General features: G+C 75.0%; 9 protein-coding genes and 1 pseudogene. 5 read left to right on the top strand and 5 right to left on the bottom strand.

All coding sequences use genetic code 11. The annotated features are described in order from the left end of the window. The 4 genes from ACFXMG_RS28510 to ACFXMG_RS28495 are packed head-to-tail and all read left to right on the top strand — an operon-like array spanning window position 1 to window position 6,183. On the top strand, window positions 1-960 hold the full coding sequence (locus ACFXMG_RS28510) for an ABC transporter permease (RefSeq protein WP_383830182.1): 960 nt from the start codon (window positions 1-3) through the stop codon (window positions 958-960). Beyond that, window positions 957-1,892: a carbohydrate ABC transporter permease gene (locus tag ACFXMG_RS28505; RefSeq protein WP_383830180.1), complete on the top strand. Its 936-nt coding sequence runs from the start codon at window positions 957-959 to the stop codon at window positions 1,890-1,892. The genes ACFXMG_RS28510 and ACFXMG_RS28505 overlap by 4 nt, the downstream gene beginning before the upstream one ends. Window positions 1,893-1,930: 38 nt before the next feature. Continuing rightward, window positions 1,931-3,952, top strand: coding sequence for a beta-galactosidase (locus ACFXMG_RS28500; RefSeq protein ID WP_383830190.1), 2,022 nt, complete (start codon window positions 1,931-1,933; stop codon window positions 3,950-3,952). Continuing rightward, window positions 3,949-6,183 carry a glycoside hydrolase N-terminal domain-containing protein gene (locus tag ACFXMG_RS28495; protein WP_383830177.1) on the top strand — a complete coding sequence of 745 codons (2,235 nt, stop codon included), beginning with the start codon at window positions 3,949-3,951 and terminating at the stop codon, window positions 6,181-6,183. The genes ACFXMG_RS28500 and ACFXMG_RS28495 overlap by 4 nt, the downstream gene beginning before the upstream one ends. Here ACFXMG_RS28495 and ACFXMG_RS28490 read toward each other — a convergent pair. Both ACFXMG_RS28490 and ACFXMG_RS28485 read right to left on the bottom strand, forming a co-directional pair. After that, entirely contained in the window at window positions 6,173-7,204 is a 1,032-nt protein-coding gene (locus tag ACFXMG_RS28490; RefSeq protein ID WP_383830175.1) for a LacI family DNA-binding transcriptional regulator, read from the bottom strand. The genes ACFXMG_RS28495 and ACFXMG_RS28490 overlap by 11 nt on opposite strands. A 147-nt stretch (window positions 7,205-7,351) precedes the next feature. After that, a pseudogene (locus ACFXMG_RS28485) lies at window positions 7,352-8,281 on the bottom strand (NAD(P)-dependent oxidoreductase); the annotation flags it as partial. Window positions 8,282-8,421: 140 nt separating this feature from the next. Between ACFXMG_RS28485 and ACFXMG_RS28480 the strand changes: the two are divergent. After that, window positions 8,422-8,751, top strand: a complete 330-nt coding sequence (locus tag ACFXMG_RS28480; protein WP_383830169.1) for a winged helix-turn-helix transcriptional regulator — start codon at window positions 8,422-8,424, stop codon at window positions 8,749-8,751. On the opposite strand, the gene ACFXMG_RS28475 is transcribed toward ACFXMG_RS28480, so the two are convergent. From ACFXMG_RS28475 to ACFXMG_RS28465, 3 genes are all read right to left on the bottom strand, one after another. Beyond that, window positions 8,752-9,729: a hypothetical protein gene (locus tag ACFXMG_RS28475; RefSeq protein ID WP_383830166.1), complete on the bottom strand. Its 978-nt coding sequence runs from the start codon at window positions 9,727-9,729 to the stop codon at window positions 8,752-8,754. A gap of 782 nt (window positions 9,730-10,511) precedes the next feature. Then, window positions 10,512-11,534 carry a zinc-binding dehydrogenase gene (locus ACFXMG_RS28470; RefSeq protein WP_383823702.1) on the bottom strand — a complete coding sequence of 341 codons (1,023 nt, stop codon included), beginning with the start codon at window positions 11,532-11,534 and terminating at the stop codon, window positions 10,512-10,514. Further along, window positions 11,531-12,685, bottom strand: coding sequence for a mandelate racemase/muconate lactonizing enzyme family protein (locus ACFXMG_RS28465; RefSeq protein WP_383823699.1), 1,155 nt, complete (start codon window positions 12,683-12,685; stop codon window positions 11,531-11,533). Before ACFXMG_RS28465 ends, ACFXMG_RS28470 begins: the two co-directional genes overlap by 4 nt. Between the last annotated feature and the right edge of the window lie 45 nt (window positions 12,686-12,730).

Genomic DNA, 12,730 nt, shown 5'->3' with positions numbered 1-12,730 from the left:
GTGAGCGAGCACGACACCACCGACCGCCGGCCGAGGATCCCCCTCGGCCGGCGGCTCCGGCGCGACCGCACCCTCCTGCTGATGACGGTGCCCGCCCTCGTCCTCGTCCTCGTCTTCAACTACCTCCCGATCCTCGGGAACGTCGTCGCCTTCCAGGACTACGACCCCTACGTCTCCACCAACGGCGTCACCGCCATCCTGGAGTCACCCTGGGTCGGCTTCGCCCAGTTCGACCGGGTCCTGACCGACCCCTCGTTCTGGGCCGCCGTCGAGAACACCCTGGTCTTCTTCCTCCTCCAGCTGGTGCTCTTCTTCCCCGTCCCCATCGCCCTCGCCCTGCTCGTGCACAGCCTGCTGCGGCCCCGCGTCCGCGCCTTCGTCCAGGCCGTGCTCTACCTCCCGCACTTCTTCTCCTGGGTCATCGTCATCACCGTCTTCCAGCAGATCTTCGGCGGCGCCGGCATCATCGCCCAGACCCTGCGCGAACACGGCCACGAGGGCTTCGACCTGATGACCGACCCCGGCCTCTTCAAGTTCCTCGTCACCGCCGAGGGCATCTGGAAGGACGCGGGCTGGGGCGTCATCGTCTTCCTCGCCGCGCTCGCCGCCGTCGACCACGCGCTGTACGAGGCCGCCGCCATGGACGGCGCGAACCGCTGGCGCCGCATGTGGCACGTCACCCTGCCCGCGCTCCGGCCCGTCGTCGCCCTCCTCCTGGTGCTCCGCGTCGGCGACGCCCTCACCGTCGGCTTCGAACAGCTGCTGCTCCAGCGCGACGCCGTCGGACCCGGCGCCGCCGAGGTCCTCGACACCTTCGTCTGGTGGACCGGCCTGCGCAGCCAGGACTTCAGCTACGCCGCCGCGGCCGGCCTCATCAAGGGGCTCGTCGGCCTGGTCCTCGTCCTCTCCGCGAACAAGGCCGCCCACCTCATGGGCGAGCAGGGGGTGTACCGGAAATGACCCAGCGACTCCTCGAACGCCCCGTCCCCGCGACCCGGCAGCCCCGCCCCGCCCGGCCCGTCTGGGAGGAACCGCCGACCCGCGCCGGCCTCACCGCCAAGGCGGGCCTCCTCGCCGCCGCCTGCCTCGCCGTCCTCTTCCCGCTCTGGATCGTCGTCGTCACCAGCCTCTCCTCCAAGAAGACGATCACGGAGACCGGCGGCCTCGTCATCGTCCCCCGCGACCTGACTCTCATCGCCTACCGGGAACTCCTCAGCGGCGGCCAGGTCACCCGCGCCGTCCTCGTCAGCCTCGGCGTCACCCTCGCCGGCACCCTCTTCTCCATGACGGTGTCGGTGCTCTGCGCGTACGGGCTCTCCCGGCCCGGCTCCGTCGGACACCGCGCCATCCTCTTCACGCTGATGGGCACCATGTTCTTCGGCGCAGGCCTCATCCCCACCTACCTGCTGGTGCAGACCCTCGGCCTCACCGACACCTACCTGGCGCTGATCCTCCCCAGCGCCGTCAGCGTCTTCAACATCCTCGTGCTGCGCGCCTTCTTCATGGGCATCTCGCCCGAACTCACCGACAGCGCCCGCATCGACGGCGCCGGCGACCTGCGCATCCTGTGGACGATCGTGATGCCGCTCTCCCGCGCGGTGATCGCCGTCATCACCCTCTTCTACGCGGTCGGTTACTGGAGCGCCTGGTTCAACGCCTCCATCTACCTCAACGACCAGAACATGATGCCGCTCCAGAACGTGCTCATCCAGCTCGCCCAGAAACAGGAGATCCCCGTCGGCCTCGGCCAGGCCGTCAAGGCCGGGAACCTCTCCGGACTCGCCGTGCAGATGGCCGTCATGGTCCTCGCGCTGCTGCCCGTCGCCGTCCTCTCGCCCTTCGTCCAGAAGCACTTCAAGAAGGGGATGCTCACCGGCGCCGTCAAGGGATGACCCCCATGACCCCGTTTCCCTCTCACCGGAAGAACCCGATGCCCAGCCTCGACGACCTCACCCGGCCGCCCGGCCGACCGGGCCGCATCCTCTACGGCGGCGACTGGAACCCCGAACAGTGGCCGGAGGAGACCTGGGCCGAGGACCTGCGGCTGATGCGCCGGGCCGGGGTCACCACCGTCACCCTCGGCGTCTTCTCCTGGTCCCGGCTCGAACCCGAGCCGGGCGCCCGGGAGTTCGGCTGGCTCGACCGGCTCATGGACCTCACCCACGCGCACGGCGTCGGCGTCGTCCTCGCCACCCCCACCGCCTCCCCGCCGCCCTGGCTCGGCCGACGCCACCCCGAGACCCTGCCGCGCGACGAGGACGGACGTACCGAATGGTGGGGCTCCCGGCAGCACTTCGCCCACTCCAGCGCCGCCTACCGCCGCCACGCCGCCGCCATCACCGAGGACCTCGCCGCCCGCTACGCCGGGCACCCGGCCCTCGTGATGTGGCACATCAACAACGAGTACTGCACCTACGACTGGGGCGACGAGGCCGCCCGCACCTTCCGCACCTGGCTCCAGGACCGGTACGGCACCCTCGGCGCGCTCAACGCCGCCTGGGGAACCGACTTCTGGGGCCAGCGGTACGCCGCCTGGGACGAGGTCCTGCCGCCCCGCCGCGCCCACTACCTGCGCAACCCCGCCCACGTCCTCGACTTCCGCCGCTACACCTCCGACCTGCTCCTGGAGTGCTACCGCGCCGAACGCGACATCGTCCGCACGCACACCCCGCACCTCCCGGTCACCACCAACTTCATGCCGTTCTGGTCCGGACAGGACGGCTGGGCCTGGGCCGCCGAGGAGGACGTCGTCTCCGTCGACGTCTACCCCGACCCCGCCGACCCGCGCGCCGGAGCCGCCGAGAACGCCTTCGTCGCCGACCTCACCCGTGCCGAGGCCGGCGGCCGCCCCTGGATGGTCATGGAACAGGCCGCCGGAGCCGTCAACTGGCGGAGCGTCAACCGGCCCAAGCCCGAAGGGCTCAACCGGCTCTGGACCCTCCAGGCCGTCGCCCGGGGCGCCGACGCGATCCACTACTTCCAGTGGCGCCCCTCCCGCCAGGGCGCCGAGAAGTTCCACTCCGGCATGCTCGGCCACAGCGGCGCGCACGGCCGCGCCTTCCGCGAGACCGTCCGCATCGGCGCCGACCTCGCCCGCATCGGCCCCCGCGTCGCCGGCAGCCGGCTCCCCGGCGGCGGGATCGCCCTGCTCCACGACTGGGACTCCTGGTGGGCGGGCCGCCACGAGGGCGCCCTCTCCGCCCACCTCGACCAGGGCGACCTCGTCCGCGCCTGGCACCGCGCCCTCTGGGAGGCCGGACTCCCCACCACCCTCGCCCACCCCCACCACGACCTGACCGCCCACCCCCTCGTCGCCGTCCCGCACCTCTACCTGCTCGACGACACGGCGATCGGCGCCCTGGAGCGGTACGTGGCCGGAGGCGGGCGGCTCGTCTGCGGCTTCTTCACCGGCGTCGCCGACCACGACGACCGCGTCCGGCCCGGCGGCATGGACGCCCGCCTCCGCGCCCTGCTCGGCATCGACCGGATCGACGAGTGGTGGCCCCTCGCGCCGGACGAGCACGCGGAGTGCGAGACCCTCCAGGAAGGGCGCCCGGCAAATTTCAAGGGCACGCTCTGGTCCGAGGAGCTGGTCGCCGTCCCCGCCGCCGAGACCGTGGCCGTCTACCGGGGCGGGGAGCTCGACGGGCGTCCCGCCGTCCTCCGCCACGGCCGCACCCGCTACCTCTCCACCCTCCCCGAACCCGCCGCCCTGCGCGCCCTCCTCGCCGAAGCCGCCCGCGAGGCAGGCGTCCGGCCCGTCCTCGCCGGCCTCCCCGACGGCGTCGAGGCCGTCCGCCGCGGCGACCTCCTCTTCCTTCTCCACCACGGCCACGGCCCGGTCACCGTCCCCGTACCGGGCCGCCACCGCGACCTGCTCACCGGCACCACCGTCGACGACACCCTCACCCTCGACCGCTTCGGCGCCGCCGTCCTGGAGGAGCACCCATGACAGAACCCGTCCCCGTGCCCCCGCACACCCCCGTGCACGGCACGTGGGAACCCGTGCCCGCCGCCCGCTGGGAGGACGCCTTCCTCACCGGGAACGGCCGGCACGGGGCCCTGGTGTACGGCGACCCCGTGGACGACCGGGTGATCGTCACCCACCACACCCTCGTACGCCCCCACCACCGGCCCGGCGACACCGACCCGCCCCGCCTCGCCGACCGGCTCCCCGCCCTCCAGGACGCCCTCCTCTCCGGCGACCGCACTGCTGCCGAGACCTTCACCGACGGCCGCCCCCTGCGCTGGATCCAGCCCTTCCACCCGGGCTTCCTCACGCGCGTGCGCGACGACACCCCGGGCAGCGGCGGCCCGGCAGTGCGGCGCGAGGTCGACTTCGGCACCGGGGTCGTCACCGCCACCGCCGGGGTCCGCACCAGCCGGGTCCTCGCCTCCCGCGCCGACGACGTCCTCGTCCAGTACGTGACGGAGCCAGGCCCCCGCATCCTCATCGAGCTCGACCACCGCCTCGACGGCGTCCCGCCCGGCCTCGCCACCGGCCGCGGCATCACCACCGCCCACGGCGAGACCCTCCTCACCCTGCGCGCCGCCTACCCCGCCTCGACGCTCGGCTACACCGGCCTCACCCTCGTCGTCGCCGACACCGGCCGGACCACGCTCACCGACCGCGGCATCCGCGTCGAGGGCGCGGGCCGGTTGCTTCTGCTCACCCGGGTCCACCGCCACGACGGCCCGTACGACCCCGCCGAGGAAGCCGCCGCCCTCCGCGCCCTCGCCGGGGAGGACGGCCCCGCCGCCGCGTACGCCCGCCTCCTCCGCCGGCACACCGCACTCCACCGCGCCGCCTACGGCCGCGTCGGGCTCGACCTCGCCGCCGACCCCGCCGAACGGGCCCTGCCCGGCTCCGCCCTGCTCGCCCGCCCCGCCGGACCCGCCCTCCTCGAACGCCTCTTCGCCGCGGGCCGCTACCACCTGCTCTCCTCGGCCGGACTGCTCCCGCCCCGCCTGTGCGGCCTGTGGACCGGCGACTGGGACACCGCGTGGGCCGGCGGCTTCACCACCGACGCCAACCTCGCCCTCCAGACCGCCTCCGCCGTCGCCGCCGACCTGCCCGAGGTCACCGAGGCCCACCGCGCCCTGATCCGGGGCCAGTCCGGCGACTGGCGGGACAACGCCCGCGCCGTCTTCGGCGCCCGGGGCATCATGGCCCCCGCCCACACCGACGGCGAGAACGGCCACACGTACCACTTCGACCGCGCGTACCCCCTCCACCTCTGGACCGCCGCCGCCGACTGGCTCCTCCTCCCGCTCCTCGAAGCGGACGAGGCCGACGGGCGCCAGGACCCCTGGCTCACCGGGCTCCTCGACGAACTCGCCCAGTTCTACGAGGACTTCCTCACCCGCACCGGACCCGACGGGCACCTCGCGGTCGTCCCCTCCTACTCCCCGGAGAACCGCCCGCGCGGCGGCAGCTGGGGCGCCGTCAACGCCACCATGGACCTCGCCGCCGCCCGCCACGCCCTGACCGCCGCCGCCGACCGCGCCCCCACCGACCGGGCCGCCCGGCTGCGGGCCCTCGCCGACCGGCTGCCGCCCTACCGGACCAACGAGGACGGCGCCCTCGCCGAATGGGCCTGGCCCGGCCTCGGCGACCACTACGACCACCGGCACCTCAGCCACCTCTACCCCGTCTGGCCGCTCGACGAGATCACCCCGTACGACACCCCCGGCCTGGCCCGCGCCGCCGCCCGCGCCCTCGCCCTGCGCGGCAGCGAGAACGACTCGGCCCACGGCCACCTCCACCAGGGCCTCATCGCCGCCCGGCTCGGCGACGCCGCCCGCACGGGCGACGCCCTCCGGCGGGTCCTCGGCGGCGACTACTTCCACGCCTCCCTGATGAGCGCGCACTACCCGAAGCGCGACGTCTACAACGCCGACGCCGCCCACGCCCTGCCCGCCCTGCTGATCGAGGCGCTGGTCCGCTCCACGCCCGGCCGGCTCGTCCTGCTGCCCGCGCCGCCGCCCGGACTCTGCGCACGCGGCCAGCTCACCGGCGTGCGCACCCGGTTCGGCGCCCGGATCGACCTCGCCTGGGCACCGGGGGAGTACCGCGCCGTGCTCCGCCCCGAGCGGGACGCCGAGGTCGAGCTGTGCGCCCCCGAGGGCCGCCGCCGTCTCTCCCTGCGGGCGGGGGTGGAGCACCGCCTTGTCAGTCCGTGACCCGGCGGGCGGGCGGCGGACCCGAACTGGCCCGCACGGTCAGGACGGGGGTGAGCAGCTCCACCCCGGTCGCCTCCGGTCCCTCCGGATCGGTGAGCCGGGCGAACAGCCGCTCCACCGCCCGCCGCCCCAGCTCCTGCGCCGGGATCGCCACCGAGGTCAGCGGGACGGACGCCCGCTCGGCCACCGCCTCGGGGCAGACCGCGACCACCGACACGTCCTCCGGGACCGCCCTGCCGGTCCGCCGCAGCAGGGCGAGCAGCGGCTCCACCGCCGTCTCGTTCTGCACCACGAAGGCGCTGACCCCCGGGCGCTCGTCGAGGATCCGGGAGAGCACCCCGGCGACCGCGTCGTGACTGCCGTCGCACGGCCGGTGCAGCAGGCCCACGCCCCGTCGCGCCGCCCGCTCCCGCAGCCCGGCGAGGGTCCGCTCGGCGAAGCCGGTGTGCCGGGCGTACACCCCGGGCGAGCCGCCGACCACGGCGACCTCCCGGTGCCCGAGCCCGGCCAGGTGCTCCACGCAGAGCGCCCCGGCCGCGGCGAAGTCCAGGTCCACGCAGTTCAGTCCGGCCGGGTCGGCGGGCAGCCCGACGAGCACGGCCGGCGGCGCGGCCCCCCGCAGCACCGGCAGCCGCCCGTCGTCGAGCTGCACGTCCATCAGGATCACGGCCTCGGCGAGCCCGCTGCCGGTGACCCGGCGCAGCGCCGAGGGCCCCTCCTCGCCGGTGAGCAGCAGGACGTCGTAGCCGCGCGCCCGGGCCGTGGTGGCGACGGCGACGGCGATCTCCAGCATCACGGGCACGTACATGTCGGTGCGCAGCGGCACCATCAGGGCGATGATCCGCGACCGGCTGCTGGCGAGCGCCCGTGCCCCGGCGTGCGGCTGGTAGCCGAGCCGCTCGATGCTGTCCCGCACGCGCCGCCGGGTGAGGTCGGAGATGGGCCGCTTGCCGCTGAGGACATAGCTCACCGTGCTGGCCGACACCCCGGCATGGCGGGCGACCTCGGCAAGCGTGACCATCCGATCTCCCTGCGGCCAGGACGGGTGAATCGCTTCGACGAGACCGTCGGAAGATCGCTTCGACGGGCTCAGCGAGACGGTAACGCGGGGGAGTTGACCTGTCTAGACCGCAGGGAGAGGGAAAATCGAAGCGCTTCGATGGAGAGGTCAGGAGGTGGGTGAGGTGGACGGGTAAGGTCGCTCGGTCGGCTTGCGCAGCACCTCGGTGAGGGCGGCGATGCTGTCCTCGCCGTGACCGGCCTCGGCGGCCCGCCGGACCAGGTCGTGCAGCGGCGCGAGCCACGCGGTGTCCACCCCGGTCTCCGCCTCCAGCGCCGCGTCGTGCGCGGTGCCCGCGAGGAAGAGGTTCACGGAGGACTCGCCCGCGCCGTAGTCGCCCCGGTCGATCTCGTCGGCGAACACCGGCAGCAGTTCCTTGGTCATGTCGAGCAGCCGGCCCGTGAAGCCCACCATGCTCGCGGCCGTCCGCCCGCGCGCCTGGAGTGCGGCGGCGCCCTGGAAGAAGCCGACCAGCGCGGGCAGGAGGGTGGCCCCCACCGCCATCTCGTACAGCGCGGCCAGGTCGGGCTCGTCGCCCAGGTGTACGGTCTCCCCGCCCAGCGCCCGCAGGGCGGGGACGGCGTCGTCGAACGCCGCCCGATCGCCGCCGTAGGTGAGCAGCGTGCCGGGCGCGCCGACCGCCGACGGCACGTCCAGCACCGCCCCCGCCAGGAACCGCGCCCCGTGCCCGGCGGCCCACTCGGCCGTCTCGCGGGCCTGGTCGGGCGCGCCGCTGTTGAGGGTCACGAGGGTCCGCCCGCGCAGCTCGGCCGTGGCGGGGTCGAGGGCCTCCCGGGTGGCGTCGAACGTGGTGAGGCAGGTGACGACAAGCCGCCCGGCCGCCACCGCCGCCGCCGGAGTGGCGGCGACCGTCGCGCCGCGCTCCGCGAGCGGCGCGGCGCGTTCGGGGGTGCGGTTCCAGACCGTCGTCGGATGGCCGGCGGCGAGGAAGGCGGCGGCGAGGGCGCTGCCCATCGACCCCAGGCCGATGACGGTGACGGGTGTGTTCTCGTGTTGCTGCTCGGACATGGCCGACTCCCCTGTGTGCGTGGCTCGTCGGGGCTCCCGGAGGTGGTGCGTCCGGCCCCGGCACCCATCGTCCGTGGGCCCCTAGTCTTGATCAAGTACCGACATTTCTGTCGGGTACCCACAGGAATGTGCGGGGAAGGGCGGGCGGGATGAGCGGACGGAAGTACACCTGCGGACTGGACGCGGCCATCGCGGTCATGGGCGGGAAATGGAAAGGGCTGATTCTCTTTTCACTGGGGGAACAACCGCTGCGCTTCGGCGCGTTACGCCGTTCCGTGCCCGGAATCAGCGAGCGGATCCTCATCCTCCAGCTCAAGGAGATGGCCGCGAGCGGCCTGGTGCACCGGGAGGTCCACGAGCAGGTCCCGCCCAAGGTCGTCTACTCGCTCACCCCCTTCGGCCACTCCCTGAACACCGCCCTCGCCCCGCTGGGCGCGTGGGGCGAGGAACACATGGAGCGCATCGAGCAACTGCCCTGATCAGGCAGTCCCGATGGAGAAGCGGGCCAGCGGCCCGGGGGAGTGGGAGCCGAGCGGGGACATGCCGTCCCCGGCGCCGTGGCGAGCCAGTTGGTCCAGGACGAGGCGTCCGCGCCGCACCCGCTCCCGGGCGGTCGCGAGCGCGTGCTCCCGCAGGTGGGCCCCGTACGGGTAGATGCCGGCGGCCCGCCTCAGGCCGAACTTGAGGTACAACGGCGCCGCCCTGCGCACCAGTTCGGCCACCTCGTGGAGGCGGACGTACCCGCCGAGGTCGTCCGGGGCCTCCACGTAGAGGTCCATCGGCGCGGCGCTGACGCGGCGGATCTCGGTGAGATGGGCGGGCGTCAGGTCGGAGGGCACGTTGAGGGAGTCGGCGCCGAGCCGCTCATAGACGGCGTACGCGGCGGGGTTCACCGGCCCGATCAGCGCCGACACCTTGAACCGTGTCCCGGCGGGCAGGATTCCGGCGGTACGCAGCCGGTGCAGCGCCCAGAGCACCCCCTCGTCCGCCACCAGGAACGAGCGGACGCCCAGCGCGGCGGCCCGCAGGGCGTCCTCGACGCAGCCGGCGAGGGCGTCGTGCCCCCGGGCGCGCGGACCCGCGCCGCCCGAGTCGGTGCGGGTCGCCGCCCCCGTGTCCCAGGTGCCGCGCGGACCGGTGAACAGGCAGAGCTCCACGTCCCGTTCGGCACAGCCCGCCACCATCTCGGCGATCTCGGCGTCGGTGAGCATCCACACCCCGCTCCCCTGGCTCACCCGGTGCACCGGCACATCGAGCCGCGCACTCTCCGCCAGCACCGCCGCCAGCGCCTCCGGCCCCTCCACGGAAGGCACCTCGGTACGCCAACGCCCCCCGTCCGGGAAGGTGTGCGGGGAGGCGTCGGCGGGGTCGGGAGACGGCGCCGAGTGCCCGATGCGGCGCAGGGCGTCGGTGCCGGGGTGGGGGAGTGTCGTGGGTTCGGGGTGGCGCGGGGGCATTGGGCTCCTCTGGTCGGCTGGTCGGCTGGTCGGACGGCGTACGGGGAGGGGGGTGGGCGGTGGGCCCGGTGGCGCCTGCCCAGCAGGGTTCTGTTGGGCAGGCCCGCCGGGTCCGCCGGGGCCCGCCGGGGTCCGCCGGGGCCCGCCGGGGTCCGCCGGGGTCCACCGGGGTCCGCCGGGGTCCGCCGGGGTCCACCGGGGTCCGCCGGGGTCCGCCGGGGTTTACCGGGCCCGCCGGGGTCCACCGGGGTCCGCCGGGGTCCGCCGGGGTCCGCCGGGGTCCACCGGGGTCCACCGGGCCCGCCGGGCCGCCGGGGTCCGCCGGGGCCCGCCGGGCCGCCGGGGTCCGCCGGGGTCCACCGGGTCCGCCGGGGTCCACCGGGCCCGCCGGGGTCCGCCCGGGGTCCGCCGGGGTCCGCCGGGGTCCACCGGGCCCGCCGGGTCCGCCGGGGTCCGCCGGGGCCCGCCGGGTCCGCCGGGGCCCGCCGGGTCCGCCGGGGTCCACCGGGTCCGCCGGGGTCCACCGGGTCCGCCGGGTCCGCCGGGGTCCGCCGGGGCCCGCCGGGTCCGCCGGGGTCCGCCGGGGTCCACCGGGCCCGCCGGGTCCGCCGGGTCCGCCTGGGCCCGCCGGGGCCACCGGGGTCCACCGGGTCCACCGGGCCCATCGGGGTCCACCGGGCCCACCGGGCCCATCGGGGTCCACCGGCCCACCGGCCCACCGGGGCCCGCCGGGCCACCGGCCCACCGGCCCACCAGGGCCCGACAGGCGGCGCGCGGGCGGCTCAGGGTCTCAGCAGGACCTTGCCGACCGTCGGGTCCCCGCTGCCGACCAGGGTCAGGGCCTCGGCGAAGTGGTCGAGTGGGAACTCGTGGGTGATGAGCGGCGCCGGGTTTAGGAGTCCGGTCGCGAAGGCGCGTACGGCGTCCGCCCAGGCGGCCGACGAGGCGCCGAAGACGCTCCGCAGCTCCAACTGGCTCACCGAGAGGTGCACCGGATCGATGCCCGTGGCGCCCTCCGCGAACATGCCGGTGAGCACCACCCGGCCGCCGCGCCGGGCGAGCAGGCAGGAGGAGGCGGCCGTCGTGGGCGCCCCTGCGGTCTCCACCACCAGGTCGAACTCCCCGTGCGCGCCCGCCGCGTCCTCCGGGGCGAGGACGCGGGTCGCGCCGAACGCGCGGGCCCGTTCCGCCCGCGCCGCGCGCGGGTCGACCACCGCCAGGTCGGCGGGGGAGGAGGCGGCCAGCCACTGGACGGCCAGCAGCCCGAGTGTCCCGGCGCCCACGACCGCGATCCGGTCTCCGGGGCGGGGGCGCCCGGCCCGTACCGCCGCGGCGACCACCGCGGCCGGTTCGAGCAGCGCGGCGGCCCGCAGGTCCGCGCCCTCGGGCAGGAGGTGGAGGAGCCGCGCGGGCACGACGAGCCGGTCGGCGAAGGCGCCCGGCTCGGTGAAGCCGGTCTCCGCGTACCCGGCGGTGCACAGGCTCGTCTCGCCGTACCGGCACCGCTCGCAGGTCCCGCAGCAGCGGAAGCCCTCGGCGACGCACGGCCGGCCGAGCAGCGCGGGGTCCACGCCGGCGCCCACCGCCTCGACGGTGCCGGACCACTCGTGCCCCGGCACCACCGGATACCGCACATAGCCGGGCGCCCGCCGCCCCTCGTACAACTCCCGGTCGCTGAGGCAGATCCCGGCGGCGGCGACCCGCACCAGGACCTCGCCGGGCCCGGGTTCGGGGCGCGGGCGCTCCACGAGCCGGTGGACGCCGGGCCGTTCGACGAGGACGGCGCGGTCCTGGCCCCCGGTCACTTCGGCCGCCTCCGCTCCCAGCCGTCGGCCCACAGGTCGAACTTGGCCTGCTGTTGCGGGAATTCGGCCGCCGCGTCCACGTCCAGCTCGACGCCGAGGCCGGGGGCGTGGGAGACGGGGAAGCAGCCGGTCTCCGGGTCGATCTCCGGGGCGCCGCGCACGACCTTCTTGATCTCCGCGTCGGCGAAGTCGTTGAAGTGCTCCAGGATCCTGAAGTTCGGTGTGCAGGCGGCGAGTTGGAGGGAGGCTGCGGTGAGGACCGAGCCGCCGACGTTGTGCGGGGCGACGGTCACGTAGTGGGTCTCGGCGGTCGCGGCGAGCTTGCGGGCCTCCAGGATGCCGCCGATGTGGCCGACGTCCGGCTGGATGATGTCGGCGGCCTGGGACTCGAAGAGCTCGCGGAACTCGATCCGGTCGTGGATCCGCTCGCCGGTGGCGATCGGCAGGTCGGTCTTGCCGGCCACCTTCGCCAGCGCCTTCAGGTTCTCCGGCGGCACCGGCTCCTCCAGCCACGCCGGGCGGAAGGGCGCGAGCTCGCGGGCCAGCCGGACGGCCGTCGCGGGGGAGAAGCGGCCGTGCATCTCGACCATCAGCTCGGTGTCGGGCCCGATCGCGTCCCGTACGGCCTCGATGAGCGAGACCGCGTACCGCGAGGCGGCCGGGTCGAGTTCGAGCCGGCCCGCGCCGAACGGATCGATCTTCAGCGCCCGGTAGCCGCGCGCCACGACCTCGCGGGCCGCCGCGTGGTACGCCTCGGGCGTCCGCTCGGTGGTGTACCAGCCGTTCGCGTACGCCGGGACCCGCTCCGTCACCTGTCCGCCGAGGAGCTGCCAGACCGGCACGCCGAGCGCCTTGCCCTTGATGTCCCAGCAGGCCGTCTCGACGACCGCGATCCCGGACATGACGATCTCGCCGGCCCGCCCGAAGTCCCCGTACTTCATGCGGCGGACGAGGTCCTCGACGGCGAAGGGGTCCGAACCCGCGATGTGGTTGGCCTCCGCCTCGCGCAGATAGCCGAGGAGGGCGTCGGTGTGACCGAGCATCCGGGTCTCGCCGACGCCCGTCAGCCCCTCGTCGGTGTGGACCAGGACATAGGTGAGATTCCGCCAGGGCGTGCCGACGACATGAGTGGTGATTCCCGTGATGCGCACGGCGATGACTCTCCGGAGTGTTCGTGATCTCGAACGGCGTTCGAC

This window comes from Streptomyces sp. NPDC059201 (assembly GCF_042754585.1).
Taxonomy (GTDB): Bacteria; Actinomycetota; Actinomycetes; order Streptomycetales; family Streptomycetaceae; genus Streptomyces.
Note: the sequence above shows the minus strand (reverse complement) of the source record. Positions and strands in the feature narration are given on the sequence as shown.

Coding starts and splice junctions, on each gene's coding strand:
- ACFXMG_RS28505 (WP_383830180.1), top strand. CDS start 957: ATGACCCAGCGACTCCTCGAACGCCCCGTCCCCGCGACCCGGCAGCCC.
- ACFXMG_RS28500 (WP_383830190.1), top strand. CDS start 1,931: ATGCCCAGCCTCGACGACCTCACCCGGCCGCCCGGCCGACCGGGCCGC.
- ACFXMG_RS28495 (WP_383830177.1), top strand. CDS start 3,949: ATGACAGAACCCGTCCCCGTGCCCCCGCACACCCCCGTGCACGGCACG.
- ACFXMG_RS28490 (WP_383830175.1), bottom strand. CDS start 7,204: ATGGTCACGCTTGCCGAGGTCGCCCGCCATGCCGGGGTGTCGGCCAGC.
- ACFXMG_RS28480 (WP_383830169.1), top strand. CDS start 8,422: ATGAGCGGACGGAAGTACACCTGCGGACTGGACGCGGCCATCGCGGTC.
- ACFXMG_RS28475 (WP_383830166.1), bottom strand. CDS start 9,729: ATGCCCCCGCGCCACCCCGAACCCACGACACTCCCCCACCCCGGCACC.